The sequence below is a fragment of the Methylobacterium sp. J-068 genome (assembly GCF_022829445.1).
Taxonomy (GTDB): domain Bacteria; phylum Pseudomonadota; class Alphaproteobacteria; order Rhizobiales; family Beijerinckiaceae; genus Methylobacterium.
In genome coordinates, this window is the sequence record NZ_JAKSXY010000109.1 from 26020 (window position 1) to 42096 (window position 16077).

Sequence of the window (16077 nt, forward strand, 5' to 3'; positions counted from 1 at the left end):
GACGGGTTCCTGATGTCTCGAGACGGGGGCCTCAGGCGATCGATCACGCGACCTTGGCGCGGCGGGTGAGGAGGCGCGCGATGATCAGGACGAAGAAGGTGATGACGAAGAGGATGCAGCCCAGCGCCATCAGGGAGTTCAGCTGCAGGCCGTCGGCCTCGTTGAACTCGTTGGCGATGCGGGACGCGATGGTGGAACCCGGATCGAAGACCGAGCCCGAGAGACGGTTGGCGTTGCCGATCACGAAGGTGACCGCCATGGTCTCGCCCAGCGCGCGGCCGAGGCCGAGCATGATCGCGCCGATGATCGAGACCGAGGCCTGCGGCACGAGCACGTGGCGCACCACCTCCCAGGTGGTGCAGCCGATGCCGTAGGCGCTCTCGCGCAGCACGGTCGGGATCTGATCGAGCATGTCGCGGGTGATCGAGGCCACGAAGGGCACGATCATGATGGCGAGGATGAAGCCGGCGGTGAGGATGCCGACGCCCGAGGGCACGCGAGCGTAGAACAGGGTGCCCACGATGGGCATGCCCTCGACGAGGTTCGAGACCGGCACCTGCACGAAGCGGGCGAAGAGCGGCGCGAACACGAACAGGCCCCACATGCCGTAGATGATGCTCGGCACCGAGGCGAGGAGCTCGATCGTCATCGAGACGGGCTTGCGGGCCCAGCCGGGGCAGAGCTGCGTCAGGTAGACCGCGATGCCGAGCGAGAGCGGCACGCCGATCAGCAGGGCGAGGAAGGCGGAGGCCAGGGTGCCCACGATGGCCACGAAGGCCCCGTACTGCTCCTGCCCGATGTTCCAGACGCTCGAGGTGATGAAGCCGAAGCCGAACGTCTCGAAGGCCGGCCAGGCGCCGTAGGCGATGGAGGCCAGGATGCCGGCCAGCACGAGGAGCACCAGGATCGCCGAGCCGTAGGAAGCCGCGCGGAACAGGCTGTCGCCGATGCCGCCGGGCTTCTTGCGGACGGAAGCACCCGTGCGGGTCAGGGCGATCTGATCAGTCAAGGCGGCCATCCGAAAGTCTTCTCTTCACCGTGCGGCGTCTCCTACAGCGCGCCGCCGGTCGGCGCGAGTGGGATCACCGGATCGCTCCGAAGGGGTTGGCCCGGCCTGGTGCCGGGCCGGTCTGTCTCTGGTCGTGCGGGGGCGCGGCGACTCGCCCCCGACTTTCGTGGGCCACGAGCCCGCGAAAGCCGGGCTCACAGGTCGAAGACTGGCTTACATGTTGAAGACGGGCTTGCCGTCCTTGCCCTTGATCTCCTTCCACGCGTCGTGGATCTGGCCGACGACGGCGTCGGGCAGCGGCACGTAGTCGAGGTCGGTGGCGAGCTTGTCGCCGTTCTTGTAGGCCCAGTCGAAGAACTTCAGCACGTCGGCGGCCTTGGCCGTGTCGGCCGGCTCCTTGTAGACGAGGATGAAGGTGGCGGCGGTGATCGGCCAAGCGCCCTCACCGGCCTGATCGGTCAGCGAGATGCCGAAGCCGGGGGCGGCCTTCCAGTCGGCGCTGGCGGCGGCGGCCTGGAAGGCCTTGTCGTCGGGCTGCGGGAACTTGCCGGCCTTGTTCTGGATCAGGGTGTGGCTGAGCTTGTTCTGCTTGGCGTAGGCGGACTCGACGTAGCCGATGGCGTTCGGGACCTGCTTGACGGTGGCGGTCACGCCCTCGTTGCCCTTGCCGCCCTGGCCCACCGGCCAGCTCACCGTGGTGGCCGCGCCGAATTCCTTCTTCCAGGGCTCGGAGACCTGCGAGAGGTAGGTGGTGAAGATGTTGGTCGTGCCCGACGCGTCCGAGCGGTAGACCGGGGTGATGTTGGCGTCGGGGAGCTTCACGCCCTCGTTCAGCTTGGCGATCCGGGCATCCGACCACTTGGCGATCTTGCCGGCGTAGATGTCGGCGATGATCTCGCCCGTGAGCTTCAGCTTGCCAGGCTCGACGCCGGGGATGTTCACCACGGTGACCACGCCGCCCATGACGGTCGGGAACTGGACGAGGCCGTCCTTCTCCAGGGCGGGCCCCTTCAGGGGCGCGTCGGTGGCGCCGAAATCGACGGTCTTGGCCAGGATCTGCTTGATGCCGCCGCCCGAGCCGATCGACTGGTAGTTGAGGCCCATGCCGCTGTCCTTGCGGTAGGCTTCGGCCCACTTGGAATAGACCGGGAAGGGGAAGGTCGCGCCGGCGCCCGTGATGTCGGCGGCGCGCGCCGGAACGATCGCGGCGAGGCCGAGGGCCGCGAGGGCCGCGAGGGTCGTGAACTTCATGTGCTGGTCTCCTGGGGGAGCGTGCTCCGGCCGGCGCGGCTGAGGGCGTCGTCCGTTGTGCACCGCGCCATACGGCCGGTTGGGCCAAGGCCGTATGACGCTTCCGCGACAGTTCGATGACAGAGGCCGGAGACACCCCTCCGCGCGCGCCGAACTGCGCATTCCGCCGGTGGACGGCGCCATGCGGCGACCGCCTTGTCTCGCGAAAGCCGGAGGGCTATCGCCGGGTCGCGGAGCGAATCGCCAGTGGACGGGGCAGCGCCCGCGCCGGCGCGCCGCCGGGTCCGGTCCCGCGAGGCCGGATCTCCGAAACGCCGCTCAGGGGATGCGCCATGACCGAGATCCGCCCGCGCCGTACCGTTCTCGCCATGCCGGGATCGAATCCCCGGCTGCTGGAGAAGGCCCGCACGCTGCCGGCCGACTGCATCATGATCGACCTCGAGGACGGCGTCGCCCCCGAGACCCGGGCGGCGACGCGCGAGGCCGTGGCCCGCGCGGTCGCGGAGCGGGGCTTCGGCCCGCGCGAGGTGCTGGTGCGGATCAACGCCCTCGACACGCCCTACGGCGAGGCCGACCTCGCCGCCATCGCGCCGGCCGGACCCGACGCGATCGTGGTGCCGAAGGTGACGGGGGCGGATGCCCTGGTGGCGGTGGGCTCGCGCCTGCGCCGCCTCGGCGCGCCGGAGCACACCCGGACCTGGGCGATGATCGAGAGCCCGATGGCGATCCTGCACCTGACCGACATCGCGAGTTCGGCCCGCGACGTCGACACCCGGCTCGCCTGCCTCTTGGTCGGGCCGAACGATCTGGCCAAGGCCAGCCGCCTGCGCCTCGGCGTGCCGGGCCGGCCGGCGCTGATGCCCTGGCTGATGAGCGTGATCGCGGCGGCCCGCGCCTACGAGATCGACGTGATCGACGGGATCTACAACGACTTTCGCGATGCGGTCGGGTTCGCGGCCGAGTGCGCGCAGGGGCGCGATTGCGGCTTCGACGGCAAGATGCTGATCCACCCCGATCAGATCGCCCCCGCCAACGCGGCCTTCGGCCCGAGCGCGGACGAGATCGCCTGGGCCCGGCGCATCCTGACCGCCTTCGCCGATCCGGAGAACCGGGCGCGCGGCGTCATCGCGCTGGACGGACGGATGGTGGAGCGCCTGCACATGGCGGAGGCCGCCCGCACCGTCGCCCTGGCCGACGCCATCGCGGCACGGGCCGCGTGAGCCGGGATTGCGCCGACGACCTCGACGTCGAACTGCGCCTCCTCGATCCCCGCCTCCCCGGCTGGGGCTTCCCGCGCTGGGGCTCGGCGCAGGCCGCCGGCCTCGATCTCCATGCCTGCCTGGACGCCCCCCTGATCCTGGCGCCGCAGGGGCCGCCCGCCCTGATCCCGGCGGGCTTCGCCCTGGCGATTCGCGACGCCCGCTGGTGCGGCCTGGTCTTCCCGCGCTCCGGCCTCGGTCATCGCGAGGGCCTCGTGCTCGGCAACGGCACGGGGGTGATCGATGCCGATTACGAGGGCGCGCTGATGATCTCGGCCTGGAACCGCAATCCCGCTCCCTCGCCCGCTCCCTCGCCCGCCGGCCCGGACGCGACCGGCATCCGGATCGAGCCCGGCGACCGCATCGCCCAGCTCGTCTTCACCCGCGTGACGCGCCCGACCCTGTCGGTGCGGGACGGCCCCGGCGAGCCGGAACCGCCCGGCGGGGCCGGTCGGCGCGGCTCCGATGGGTTCGGCTCCACCGGCCGGCGCTGAGGCCGTTCAGACGATGCCGCTGCCCTCGAACGGCCAGGGCCGCCCGAGTTTCGCGGCGACCCGCGCGGGCTCGTGGCCGACCGCCTCGACCGCCGCCTGGACGTCCTCGCTCGGCACCTCGAAGCGGCGCGCCCAGTAGGCCAGGGTCCAGGGCTCCGAGACGTTGACGGTGGCGGGCTCGTGGTCGTTCTCGGCTTTCGTGCTGCTGCTCATCGCTGTCCGATCCTCGCGTTTGCCGACGGGACAACGCAGCGGGGCTTTTCCGGTCGCATGTCCGGTCGCATGCGGGCGTCCTTTCACGAAAGACATCCGTCCAGCCCCGCGCAAGCCATCCTGGGTAGGTCCTGCCGCACCGGATTCCTGTGTCCCCAGCGGAGGCGTTGAGCCTTGGGCGTTCTGATCGGCCTCGTCATCGCAATCGGCTGCATGCTCGGCGGCTTCGTCGCCATGGGCGGCCACCTCGTCGTGCTCTGGCAGCCCTGGGAATTCGTCATCATCGGGGGGATGGGGGCGGGCACCTTCGTCATGGCCAACCCGATGAAGACGGTGGTGGATTCCGGCAAGGCCAGCATGGACGCGCTGACCGGCAAGGTTCCCAAGCGCAAGGATTACCTCGCCCTGCTGGGCCTGCTGCACGCCCTGATGCGCGAGTTGAAGGCCAAGCCGCGCAACGAGGTCGAGCCGCATCTCGACGACCCGGCCAATTCCGAGATCTTCAAGGCCTATCCGGACATCGCCAAGAACGCCGATCTCGTGCTGTTCATCTGCGACTACGCGCGCCTGATCCTCATCGGCAACGCCCGCGCGCACGAGATCGAGGCGCTGATGGACGAGGAGATCAGCGGCTACCGCAAGGACCGGCTCAAGCCCTACGGCGCGGTCACCACCGTGGCCGAGGCGATGCCGGCGCTCGGCATCGTGGCGGCGGTGCTCGGCATCGTGAAGGCGATGGGCGCCCTCGACCAGTCGCCCCAGATCCTCGGCGGCCTCATCGGCGCGGCGCTGGTGGGCACCTTCTTCGGCGTGTTCATGTCCTACGGCGTGCTCGCCCCCTTCGCGATCAAGATCAAGACGATCCGCGAGAAGCAGAACCACGTCTACGTCATCGTCAAGCAGAGCCTGATCGCCTACATGAGCGGGGCGGTGCCGCAGATCGCCGTCGAGCATGGCCGCAAGGGCATCTCGCTCGGGGACCGGCCCACCATCGACGAGGTCGAGAACGCCACCGTCAGCGGCGGCGCACAGAGGGAGGCCGCCTGAGCATGGACGTCCCCGCCGGGAACGCCGCCGACATCCGCGCCCGCCTGATCGATGCCGGGGGCCTGTCCCTCGACCGCATGCCGATGCTGCACGTGGTCTTCGACCGGCTCACCTCGGGCTGCTCGGACAACCTGAAGCACCTCGTCGCCTCGCCGGTCTATTTCGCCTTCAACGGCATCGCGAGCGGCCGCTTCGGCGAGATGCTGGACGCCTACGACAGCAACGCGGTGGCGGGCATCTTCCACGCCCCCGAATGGGACAGCCACATCCTCGTCGGCCTCGACCGGGACTTCCTCTTCACCATGGTGGAGGCGCTGTTCGGCGCGGACGGGGCCGAGCCGCCGGTGGAGGACGAGCGCGCCTTCTCGGCCCTCGAGATCCGGCTCGCCCACACCATCCTGGAGCAGGTCGGCAAGGCGCTGGAATCCTCGTTCTCCCTGGTCTCGACGACCCCCTTCCGCCTGGAGCGCACCGAGACCCGGATGGAGTTCGCCGTCATCGGCGGGCGCAACAACAAGGCCGTGGAGGCCAAGTTCTCGATCCAGGCCCTCAACCGGGGCGGCGAGATGTTCCTCATCCTGCCCCAATCGGTGATCAATCCGATGCGGCCGGCGCTGGCCAAGGTGCTGACCGGCGACAGCGCCGCCCGCGACCCGAAATGGACCCAGCAGATCGCCGCGGAGGTGCAGAAGGCGGAGGTCACCCTGCGGGCCGTGCTGGAGGAGCGCACCCTGACGCTCGGCGAGATCGCCGACCTCAAGGTCGGCCAGATCATCGGCCTCGACGCGACCCCGACGACGCGGGTGAAGCTCGAGGGCAACGACAGGCCCCTGTTCTGGTGCCATATGGGCCAGGCGCAGGGCTCCTACGTGCTGCGCGTCGACGAAGCCATCACTCAGGCCAAGGAAGGCGCGGACGATGACGCCGTGGGTTGATACGATCCTCCTCCTGGCGCTCGTGGCGACGAGCGCCTGCGTGGTGCCGATGTACCTCAAGCTGAAGCGCCTCGACCGGACGCAGGCCGAGTACGGCCGCATCCTCACGCAATCGGGCCGGGCCCTGGCCCAGGCGGGCGACGCGGTCCGCAACTTCAGCACCGAGGGCCGCGAGATCCTGGAGGCCCTCGACCAGCGCATCGGCGAGGCCCGCCAGACCCTGGCCGAACTCGAGGCGAGCCGACGCGACCTGAACGCAACGCGCGACCGCCAACTGGGCTGAAAGACGCCGTTCCGCTTGCGCACGGACCGACTTTCCCCGATCCTTTCCCCTTCCGCTGCAGGCCGGACCCTTTCCCCGACGTTCGATTGCAGCCCCTGACGAGCGGATGATGAGCAACAGCCCCTTCGACGATGCGGACCTCGCGTCCCCCGGAACCGCCCCGGTGTTTCCGAGCGTCTCGCCCGCCGCCGCGGCCGCTGGCCCGGATGCGCGGATCGGCGACGGCCGCAACCTCGATTCGATCCTGCGCATCCCCGTGCTGATCCAGGTGGTCCTGGGCTCGGCCACGATGCCGGTGGCGAACCTGATGAAGCTCGGGCGCGGCGCCATCGTGCCCCTCGACCATCGCGTCGGCGAACCGGTCGACGTCACCGTGAACGGCCGCGTCGTGGCGCGCGGCGAGATCGTGGTGGTCGAGGAGGACAATTCGCGCTTCGGCGTCTCCCTGACCGAGATCGTCGGACCGTCCGATTCCGGCCAGAACGGCTGAGGATAGCGAGCGTGGCGAGCGTCCCGATCCCGCATCGAGCCCAGGGGCTCCACCGCCAGCTCAACCCGGTGGACGAGGTCGCCGCCCTGCTGCTCGCCATGGGCAAGCCGGCGGCCGGGCGCCTGCTGAAGTATTTCGAGCCGGACGAGATCCGGCGCATCACCCGTTCGGCCACGCAGCTCGGCACCGTCAGCGCGAGCCAGCTCGAGGACATCGTCGAGATGTTCTCCGGGGAATTCGCCGCCGATGGCCGCCTCGTCGGCACCGCGTCGGAAGTCGAGAAGCTCCTGACCGGCCTGCTGCCGGCCGACCAGGTCGCCGAGATCCTGTCCGACGTCCGGGGCGATGCCACCCGCTCGGTCTGGGAGCGCATGTCGGGCGTCTCGGAGGGCGTGATCGCGAGCTACCTCGTCAAGGAGCATCCTCAGACGGCGGCGCTCATCCTGTCGCGCCTGAAGCCGGCGGCGGCGGCCAAGGTCATGGCCCACCTGCCCCAGCCCACCCGCAACACGGTGATGCGGCGGATGCTGAGCTTCAAGCCGGTCTGCGACGAGGTGATCGGGACCATCGAGCGCGCCCTGCACGAGGATCTGCTCGCCAACGGCGCGCGCAACGCCGGGGCCGACACCCACGCGAAGATGGCCGACATCATCAACAAGATGGAGCGGGCGCAGATCGACGAGGTGCTCACCAGCCTCTCCGAATCGCGGCCGAAATCGGTGGAGATCCTGAAGGGCCTGCTCTTCACCTTCGACGACATCGTCAAGCTGGCGCCGCGCGCCCGCACCACCCTGTTCGACGCCGTGCCCAACGACCGGCTGATCCTGGCCCTGAAGGGCACCGACGCGGAGTTCCGGGGCGTCATTCTCAGCGCGCTCTCGGCCCGCGTGCGCCGCATGGTCGAGCACGAACTGAACGGCGGCGAACCGGCGGCGCAGAAGGACGTGACGGAGGCGCGCCGCAGCATCACCGATCTCGCCCTGGAGATGGCCGGACGCGGTGATTTGGAGATCAACGCCGGGGGCGAGGTCGAGGCCCTGGTCCGCTAGGGACGCGCCCGGCTCGAAGCCGCCAGCCGGACGAAGGTCATGTCGGACGAAGATCAGGAGAGCAAGACCGAAGCCGCCACCGAGCGGAAGATCCGCGAGGCGGTCGAGAAGGGCAACGTGCCGTTCTCGCGCGAGGCGCCGGTCTTCGCCTCGATCGTCGGGCTGCTCATCGCCCTGAGCTTCGTAGTCCGCGAGGGGATGAATCCCCTGCTGCAGGCGCTGGCGCCCTTCCTCGACCACCCCCGCGACTTCGCCCTGGAGAACAACCAGGACGTGGCGCGCCTCCTCGAGGGAACCGCCCTGGCGGCGGCGCGATTCCTGATCCCCATCGTGCTGATCCTCGGTGCCTGCGGCCTCGTCTCCGCCCTGATCCAGAACGTGCCCAGCCTCGTCCTCGAGCGTATCCGGCCGCAATGGTCGCGGGTCTCGCCGATGGCGGGTTGGGGACGGATCTTCGGAAAGGCGGGTCAGGTCGAGTTCCTGAAATCGGTCCTTAAATTTTTAGGCGTCAGTCTCGTCGCCCTGCTGCTCCTGCGCTCGGAGGGCGGCAAAGCCGTGAGTGCCATGTTCGCCGACCCGAGTCAGATCCCGGATCTCATCCTGACGGTGTCGATCCGCCTCATCTCGGTCGTGTGCATCGCCACGATCGTCATCGTGGCGATCGACCTCGTCTGGTCGCGGGTCCGCTGGCAGCGCTCCCTGCGCATGTCGAAGCAGGATCTCAAGGACGAGCACAAGCAGACCGAGGGCGATCCGCTCGTGAAGAGCCGCCTGCGCTCGCTGGCGCAGGACCGTGCGCGCAAGCGCATGCTGGGCAACGTGAAGCAGGCGACGCTGGTCATCGCCAACCCGACGCATTACGCCATCGCGCTCAGATATGCCCGAGATGAACAGCCCGCTCCGATCGTCCTCGCAAAGGGCAAGGACCTCATGGCGCTGCGCATCCGAGAAATCGCAGAGGCGAACGGCATCGCGGTGGTGGAAGACAAGCCTCTGGCAAGGTCCCTGTACGACAGTGTCGAGGTGGACCAGATGATTCCGGCGGAGTTCTACAGCGCGGTGGCTCAGATCCTGTTCTTCCTGTTCTCGAAGGCTCGCTGATGACCGAGGCACCTTCCTCGACCGCGCGCGCTCCCGTGGCCGGCCCCGACGTGCTGGCCGACGCCGAGCGCGTCTTCGCCACGGCGATCCGTGACTTCATCGCCGAACTCTGCCTCCTCGACGGCGGCATCCTGATCGGCTGGGTGCAGGCGGCGCGCCACGGCAACATCGCCGACCTCGTGGCCTCCTCCGCCGAGCCCTTCTTCAAGGAAGCCACCATCGCCTATGCCGACGGGGCCGACGTGCGCTTCGACTGGGGCCGCTCGCTCACCGTGGTGCTCGACATGGAATTCGTCACCGAGCCGGTGACGGTGTTCTTCAAGCTCATCCTCGACGGCGTCTATGTCGGTGTCGCGATCCAGCGCATCCTCGCGGATCAGGGACCGGGCTTCTGCCTCGACGGCTTCGAATCGGCCCTCGCCGAGGCCCGCCTCGACCGTGCCCCGGCCTGAGCGCGGCCGGGCATGGGCCATCACGCTCGCTCCGACGCCCGCGACGCGTCGCCGGAGCGTTCCCGCCCCGATCACGACCGCGTGTGCCCTTCGGGTCATTGACGGGACGGGCCGGCGCCGACATTGCTAAATGATGGGCCGAGGGAAGCGGTTCGCCCATCCGGATCGGGCGACGGCGATGCGCCGCCGCAACCTCCCGGTGCGTTGTCCTCGTGCTCGAACGCGTCGACGCTCATGACGCGCGCGCGGTCATTTGGAGGCTGTCGATGTATGTCCTGGTCGACGAACGGCCCGCGGTCAATTCCGGCTACAAGGCCAGCTTCGATCGCGAAGGCATCTCCTCTCTGGGCCTCGATCCCCTGGAATTCACCCACTGGTTCCAGTCCTCCTCGCGCGTCGACCGGGAGGCGATCCAGGGCTTCCTCCTCGGCGACTTCGAGGGCCGCGCGAAATGCGCCAGCCTGATCCGCAAGATGTCGCGCGCGCCGATCATCGCCCTCAGCGAGGTCCGCTCCCTCGACCAGACATTGCAGCTGTTCGAGGCGGGCATCGACGACGTGCTGCCGAAACCCGTGCATATCCGCGAGATCCTCGCGCGCTCGGAGGCGATCTGGCGGCGCGTCAACGCGCAGGCCGCGCCCGCGCGGGACGTCGCGCCGGAGTCCGAGCGCCTGAAGGTGCATTTCGACGGACGCGACCCCGAAGTGGACGGCGCGGTGCTGCCGCTGCCGCGCCGCGAGCGCCATATCCTCGAATGCCTGGTGCGCAATCGCGGCCGGCGCATGACGAAGGCGCAGATCTACAACATCGTCTACGGCGTCTACAGCAACGGCGTCGAGGAGAGCGTGATCGAGGGGCACGTGAGCAAGCTGCGCAAGAAGCTCAGCCAGCGCCTCGGCTACGATCCGATCGAGGCCAAGCGCTTCATGGGATACACTTTCATCGGTTGAGCCGGCCTTCGTCTCGGCAAGGCGAACGCCGGATCGGCCGAGCGCGCAGCGCCCGAGCGATCCTGGCTCCGCTTTGATCGCGCGGCGCCAGTCTCACTGGCAGAAGCTGCGCGCGCCCGGCGTCCAGGCGCCGAAGCCCGTGGCGACCATGTTGGTGATGACCCGGCAGACGTACTGCTTCTGGGCCGGATTGTTGTTCGGACCCGCGTGGTAGCGCGCGACCGCCAGGGTCCAGCTGCCCTCCCGCGCCTTGAGCTGCTTCAGGAACAGGGTCGCGTATTCCACGTTCTGGCGCGGATCGATCATCGCCTCCAGGCTCGCGAACTTCTCGCGGTGATAGTGGTGGTTGATCTGCATGCAGCCGAGATCGACGAGCTTGATCCCGCTCGCCCGTGCCTGCGCGAGCTGGTTCATCACGTCGGCTGCGCCGGTGCCGAAATAGGCCCGTCCCTGGATGTTCATGGCATAGGGCTGCAGCGAGCCGCGCTTGCCGCTCTCGGTCAAACCGACCGCGTACAGCACGCCGAGCGGCACCCCGTGCTTGGCCGAGGCGCCCGCCATCTCCCGCTCGCAGACATTGGCCGAGGCCGGCAAAGCCGCCGCCTTGCCGGTCGCCGGCGGCACGCTGTTGGCCGAGGCGGCGCCCGCGAGGCTACAGGTAAACGCCGCTGCGGTCAGGGCTGCTCGAAACGCTCTCATGAATCCGCTCGCTGGTATCGGACGGGGCCGCCTCGCGGCCATCGGGTTGCCGGCGCCCCGATTGGTCGGGCGTGGCGCGGTCCGGGTTGGCATTCGCATCGGCCCGGGTCGGGAAGGCTTGCGCGTCGGCGGGTGTCGGCATGGCCGCCGGTGCGCCGCTGGAGATCGTGACGCGCTCGGGCTGGTATCCGCCCTGCCGCAGGAGATCGTTGAGGACCTCGCCCCCCGCGCGCAGGAGGGTCGCGGTCTCCTCGCGGCTGGCGTGCAGATTCATTTCGAGCTGCCCGTCGCGCAAGCGCATCCGCACCAGGACGACGCCGAGATCGGCCGGATGAAGCTGGAGCGTGAGGAGACGGAGCGGGCCATCGACGGTGGTCGGCACCGCGCCGGCCGGGCCGCGCGCGACCTGTCCCAGGATCGCGTCGGCGATCTGCTGCGCCGGCCCCTGTGCGGCGGTGGCAGCCTGGGTCGGACCGGGCGGTGCTGACAGGTTCGGCAGGTTCATGTCCGGCAGGCCCGTGGCGGCAGCGGTGGCGCCGGGCGCGGGATCGGCGGCCTTCGCGTTCTGGATCTCGGGCGAACGGGCCGACCCGGCATCCGAGCCGCGCCGCGCGGCAACCGGCATCACCATGCCGGTTCCGGCCGGAGCGTTGATGGCGGGCCGCGACGCCTCGGACCTCGCATCGCCGAGGGTGACCGGTGCGGGCTCGGCGCGCTTCGAGACCGGGCTCTGGGGCGAACGGCCCGCATCGGCGTCCTGTCCTGCGGCCGCCGGCATCGCGGCGGCGGCTTCGGCCGGATCGGCGCGAACCGGATCGGGCTTCGGTGGCGATGCGCCCGCTGCGCTGGAAGGCCCTGCCGCCGGGGCTTCCGGGACCCGGCCCTGCACGATCGCAGGCGCCGCCGCCGCGATGCCGGGTGCGGGCGCCTGAGGCGCGGCCCGCGCCGGAGCGTCCGTTCCCGCGGCGACGTCCGCATCGGAAACCGGCTCGTCGGGCGAGGGCCGCGCGGGTTCGGAGACCGGATTCGGTGCCGCCATGAGGGCGGGACGGAGCGGGTGGGCCTCCACCGCCCCGCGCGACGGCGATGCGGCCGAAACCGCTTGGGCATCCGCGACCGCCGATCCCGGGGTCCCGACCACTACCGAAGGCGCGCGCGCGCTGTCCGGCCGATGTTCCGTGCCGGGCAGCACCTCTGCCCGGATGTGTTCCGCGCCGCGCTCGGCGAGGGGCGTGGCCGCAGGGGCCGGCATGACCGTCACCGGACTGGCCTGAGCGGCCGGGTGCGCCGTGGTCACGCGCCCCGGCTGGGGCTCAAGGGAGGTGTCGACCGGAGCGGAGGGGACGACGGGCATCGGGTCCGGAACCCGTATGGCCGCGAGCGCGGCCACGGTCGGAGCGGACCCGGTCGAACCGAGAGGGGCGCTCGAAGGCGGCAGGGCGGGCTCTTCGGCCATCGCTTGCGTCACCGCTCCGACCATGGCCGATTGCTGGCGCGGCGGCATCGGATCGACCGGCCCGGACGACAGGGCCGTGAGGCCCCGCACCGTCTCGGAACGCGGCGACGGGACGCCCGGAGCGCGCAGGAGCGTCTCCTGGGGCTGACTCGATTCCGTGGCGGTGGTGGCGGATGCCTCCGCCGACAGCCCTGGTGCCCCTGAGGCGACCGGCGCCCTCGGCGGTGCCGCAGGGTCGCGGGCCGCCAGGATGCGCGGGAGCACCGGCGCGAAATGGGTCTCCCGCGTGACGACCACGACGCGGGTCCGCGCCTCGGCCGCCACCGGGGGCATACCGGCGGCGGGTTCGGCGGCCGGCGCTTCCGCCAAGGCTGGAACGACGTCCGTGGGATCGGACGGACCCGGTCCGGGGACCGCGTCGGGAGTTCCCGCCTGGGCCACGGCCGTGGCGCTCAGCGAGGCGCGGGCGACGAGCGCCTCAAGGGAATCGCGGGTCGGCGGGCGGGGACCCGCGCCGTTCGGGGACACGGACGGCACGACGGCGGCGAGGAGGGCGAGCGGGTTCGCGGCCTCACCCTGGATCGGCGCGGGGGCGGGCTCGGAAGGCGTCTCATCCTCACGACCGGCCGGACGATCCGGATCGAGGGAGGCCGGATCGTCCGATCCGAGCGAGCCCTTCAACGCGCCGAGCACGGCGCCGAAGAGATCGAGGGAGGCGTCCAGCGCCTCGCCCCCCTGGGGGCGGAGGCCGGTCGGTTCCGCCGGCACGCGCGGACCGGAATGGGTGGCACCGAGGGTGTTCAACGCTCACTCCTGCGCATGATCTCGTCGATTCGGCCGAGGGCCCCCTGCGCGCGGGCGATGGCGGGGGCCACGGGCACCACGCGGGGGCCGGTCGGCTCCGGATCGGCCGGACCGGGAACGGCGGTCGCGACCGCGCGGATCTCGCGCGCCGTGGACAGGGCGGCATCGAGGAGGTCGCGGTCGGCGGGATCGAGGGCGGCGCGGTCGGTCGTCCGCAGGGTCTCGAAGGAATCCTCGAAGCGTCCGTCCACCACGACGAGGGCGGCGGCGCGGTAGAGACGGGCGCGCATCGCCTCCACGGAGCCGGGCTCGGTGAGGGTGACGCCGCGCTCGGCCGCGAAGACGGCGGTGGCGGTCTTGCCCTGGTCGACGGCCGCGCGGGCGACGAGCAGGTACAGTTCGCGCCGTCCCTCGATCTCCACCTCGTCGAGCATGGCCTGGAGCCGGGCGAAGCGCGCGCCCGCGCCCGTGAAGTCGAGGCGCGTCAGGGCGGCGGCGAAGCGCTGGCGGAAATTGCCGGCATAGACCGAGTGGCGGAAGCGGCGCAGGTATTGGATCGCCAGCGCCTCGAACTTCGCTAGGTCGCCGGCCTGGGCCAGGACGAAGATCTCGCGCCGGAGGGCGCCCTCCTCCACCAGCGTGCCGGGCGCCAGCAGGCGGGCGAGGTCGAGGAGGCGGATCGACTGGGCGGGATCGTCGCGCACGACGAGGGCGGATTGCGCCATGGCGAGCTGCGCGCCGAGGCTGACCGGCACCGAGAGCGGGTCGATCTTGACCAGCAGGGCGCGCGCCTCCTTCTCACGCCCTTCCAGGTAGGCCAGCGTGCCGAAGACCAGTTGGGTATCGGCCTCCGGCACCTTGCCCGAGGCCACGAGGTGGCGCAGCAGCGTCGGCCCGCCGCCGCTAAGCGCGAAGGTCACGGCCGCCCGCAGGTTCACGGGTTCGGCCCAGGTCTCGGGCTCCAGGGCCACCATGCGCGATTCCGCGAGCGCCAGGAGCGCGCGCTGGCCGTGATGCGCCTGGGCCGAGCCCTGCGCGATCCGGTCCTGCAGCAATTGCAGGGTCCGCACGAGTTCGACGGGCACCGGATAGGGCTTGACCGGCAGCGGCTCGATCGGCGCGGCGGGGGCCGCCCCGTGGCCATCGCCCCCGTGGGAATCCGCCGCCCAGGCGGGCGCCGCCAGGGCCGCCACGCACCACGCCAGTCCGACGACGACGGCACGCATCACTCGGGCCGCCCCCGCAGCAGGATCTCGATGCGGCGGTTCTCGGCGGCCTTCGGGTCGGCCGGGTTGCGCGGTTGCCGGTCGGCATAGCCCTCGATGCGCTCCAGCCGCGCATCCGCGACGCCGCCGCGCACGAGCATGTAGGAGGCCATCTGGGCGCGGGCCGAGGACAGGCGCCAATTGTCGTAGGTCTCCGAGCGGAAGGGGCGCGCATCGGTGTGACCCCGCACCACGATCCGGCCGGGACGGTCCTTGAGGATGCGGGCGACCTGCTCGAGGGCGCGCACCACCTTGGCCTGGGGCTCGGCCGAGCCCACGCCGAACATGCTGAAATTCACCTCGTCGGTGAGGCTGATGAGGATGCCCTCGCCGGTGCGGCGAACCTCAGCGCGGGGGGCCGGCGCGTTCGCCTGCGTCGGCAGGACCCGGGCGATCTCGGCCTTGATCTCGGCCATCGCGGCGGTCTCGGCCGCGTCGGCGGCAGCCTTCGTCTCGGTGGCCTTGGCCTCAGCAGTCTTCACATCGGCGGCCTTGGCCTCCTGAGCCGACGTGTCGGCGGAAGCCTTCGCGTCGGAAGCCGATTTCTCCTTCGCGCCGGGCCCGGCCTCGGGCTTCGGGGTCGGGTCGGGTTTCTGCGGCGTCGCCAGGATCTTGATGTCCGTCTCGCCGGGCAGGGCCGAGGCGACCCGGAGCGGCGCCGGCCGCGCACCGGGCGTGGCCGCGCGGACGTCGGGCCGGGCCTCCCGCGGCAGGGGCGTGACCGTGCCGGTGCTGCCCGCCTGCTCGGTGCGGGTCTTGGCCAGGGGGGCGACCTGCCAGTAGAGCGGATCGAAGGGATCGCGCGCGGCCTCGCCGCCCTTGATGCCGGGCTCGCCGGTCTCCGTCGCGACGGCGTCGGCGGAGGCGACCTCCGGGCCGGGCTCGGCCTCGGCCGCCAGCTTGGCCAGCACCGCGTAGGGGTCCTGGAACAGGGCGGCCTCGCGGGCGCGGCTGCCGGGCGGACCGGCGGCGCCCTTGCCGTCGTCCTTGCCGCTCCCCTTGCCCTCCGCGCTGCCCTCGCCCTTGCCCGCGTCCGGCTTGCCCTCCTCGGGCGTTGGCTCGCCGGGCTTGTTCTGCGGGTCGCGCAGCCCCTTGCGGTCGAAGGTGACGTCGGCGAGCTTCACCGGATTGAAGTATTCGGCGATGGCCGTCTTGGTCTCCTTGGTGGTGGAGCCGATCAGCCACAGCACGAGGAACAGGGCCATCATCGCCGTCATGAAGTCGGCGAGCGCGATCTTCCAGGCGCCGCCGTGGTGGCCCTCCTCGTGGTCGCCGTGGCGCTTGATGATGATGATCTCGTGGTGGCCCTCGTCCGCCATG

General features: G+C 70.8%; 17 protein-coding genes. 10 read left to right on the forward strand and 7 right to left on the reverse strand.

The window, feature by feature from the left end; genetic code table 11:
- Window positions 1–43: 43 nt before the first annotated feature.
- Window positions 44–1018, reverse strand: coding sequence for a phosphate ABC transporter permease subunit PstC (pstC, locus tag MKK54_RS18685; RefSeq protein WP_244012958.1), 975 nt, complete (start codon window positions 1016–1018; stop codon window positions 44–46).
- A gap of 204 nt (window positions 1019–1222) precedes the next feature.
- Window positions 1223–2260 (reverse strand): phosphate ABC transporter substrate-binding protein PstS, encoded by a 1038-nt coding sequence (pstS, locus tag MKK54_RS18690; RefSeq protein WP_244012960.1) that lies wholly within the window; start codon window positions 2258–2260, stop codon window positions 1223–1225.
- 332 nt (window positions 2261–2592) lie between these two features.
- On the opposite strand from pstS, the gene MKK54_RS18695 reads away from it, so the two are divergent.
- Both MKK54_RS18695 and dut read left to right on the forward strand, forming a co-directional pair.
- Window positions 2593–3480, forward strand: coding sequence for an HpcH/HpaI aldolase/citrate lyase family protein (locus tag MKK54_RS18695; RefSeq protein WP_244012962.1), 888 nt, complete (start codon window positions 2593–2595; stop codon window positions 3478–3480).
- Window positions 3477–4013, forward strand: a complete 537-nt coding sequence (dut, locus tag MKK54_RS18700) for a dUTP diphosphatase (RefSeq protein WP_244012965.1) — start codon at window positions 3477–3479, stop codon at window positions 4011–4013. Before MKK54_RS18695 ends, dut begins: the two co-directional genes overlap by 4 nt.
- Before the next feature lie 6 nt (window positions 4014–4019).
- Here dut and MKK54_RS18705 read toward each other — a convergent pair whose 3' ends face one another.
- Window positions 4020–4226, reverse strand: coding sequence for a DUF3606 domain-containing protein (locus MKK54_RS18705; protein WP_244012967.1), 207 nt, complete (start codon window positions 4224–4226; stop codon window positions 4020–4022).
- 174 nt (window positions 4227–4400) lie between these two features.
- Between MKK54_RS18705 and motA the strand changes: the two genes are divergently transcribed.
- The 8 genes from motA (at window position 4401) to MKK54_RS18745 (ending at window position 10533) form a co-directional block, all read left to right on the forward strand.
- A complete protein-coding gene (gene motA / locus MKK54_RS18710; RefSeq protein WP_244012969.1) occupies window positions 4401–5273 on the forward strand; it encodes a flagellar motor stator protein MotA in 873 nt (290 codons plus the stop codon).
- Window positions 5274–5275: 2 nt separating this feature from the next.
- Window positions 5276–6208 (forward strand): flagellar motor switch protein FliM, encoded by a 933-nt coding sequence (locus tag MKK54_RS18715; protein WP_244012971.1) that lies wholly within the window; start codon window positions 5276–5278, stop codon window positions 6206–6208.
- A complete protein-coding gene (locus MKK54_RS18720) occupies window positions 6192–6491 on the forward strand; it encodes a hypothetical protein (protein ID WP_244012973.1) in 300 nt (99 codons plus the stop codon). Before MKK54_RS18715 ends, MKK54_RS18720 begins: the two co-directional genes overlap by 17 nt.
- Window positions 6492–6600: 109 nt before the next feature.
- Complete coding sequence (gene fliN, locus MKK54_RS18725) at window positions 6601–6981, forward strand: flagellar motor switch protein FliN (protein ID WP_244012975.1); 381 nt, start codon at window positions 6601–6603, stop codon at window positions 6979–6981.
- An 11-nt stretch (window positions 6982–6992) separates the two neighbouring features.
- On the forward strand, window positions 6993–8030 hold the full coding sequence (locus MKK54_RS18730) for a flagellar motor switch protein FliG (protein ID WP_244012977.1): 1038 nt from the start codon (window positions 6993–6995) through the stop codon (window positions 8028–8030).
- A gap of 39 nt (window positions 8031–8069) precedes the next feature.
- Window positions 8070–9131, forward strand: coding sequence for a flagellar biosynthesis protein FlhB (gene flhB / locus MKK54_RS18735; protein ID WP_244012979.1), 1062 nt, complete (start codon window positions 8070–8072; stop codon window positions 9129–9131).
- Complete coding sequence (locus MKK54_RS18740; protein WP_244012981.1) at window positions 9131–9583, forward strand: hypothetical protein; 453 nt, start codon at window positions 9131–9133, stop codon at window positions 9581–9583. Before flhB ends, MKK54_RS18740 begins: the two co-directional genes overlap by 1 nt.
- A gap of 266 nt (window positions 9584–9849) precedes the next feature.
- Entirely contained in the window at window positions 9850–10533 is a 684-nt protein-coding gene (locus MKK54_RS18745) for a response regulator transcription factor (protein ID WP_244012983.1), read from the forward strand.
- 93 nt (window positions 10534–10626) lie between these two features.
- On the opposite strand, the gene MKK54_RS18750 is transcribed toward MKK54_RS18745, so the two are convergent.
- Genes MKK54_RS18750 through MKK54_RS18765 form a run of 4 tightly spaced genes read right to left on the reverse strand, consistent with a single transcriptional unit; the run spans window position 10627 to window position 16076 of the window.
- On the reverse strand, window positions 10627–11232 hold the full coding sequence (locus MKK54_RS18750; RefSeq protein ID WP_244012985.1) for a transglycosylase SLT domain-containing protein: 606 nt from the start codon (window positions 11230–11232) through the stop codon (window positions 10627–10629).
- Window positions 11186–13492, reverse strand: coding sequence for a flagellar hook-length control protein FliK (locus MKK54_RS18755; protein WP_244012987.1), 2307 nt, complete (start codon window positions 13490–13492; stop codon window positions 11186–11188). Before MKK54_RS18755 ends, MKK54_RS18750 begins: the two co-directional genes overlap by 47 nt.
- Window positions 13489–14718, reverse strand: coding sequence for a chemotaxis protein MotC (locus MKK54_RS18760; protein WP_244012990.1), 1230 nt, complete (start codon window positions 14716–14718; stop codon window positions 13489–13491). Before MKK54_RS18760 ends, MKK54_RS18755 begins: the two co-directional genes overlap by 4 nt.
- The gene (locus MKK54_RS18765) at window positions 14718–16076 is read right to left on the reverse strand and encodes a MotB family protein (RefSeq protein ID WP_244012992.1); all 1359 of its coding nucleotides are present in this window, start codon (window positions 16074–16076) and stop codon (window positions 14718–14720) included. Before MKK54_RS18765 ends, MKK54_RS18760 begins: the two co-directional genes overlap by 1 nt.
- Window position 16077 lies beyond the last annotated feature (1 nt).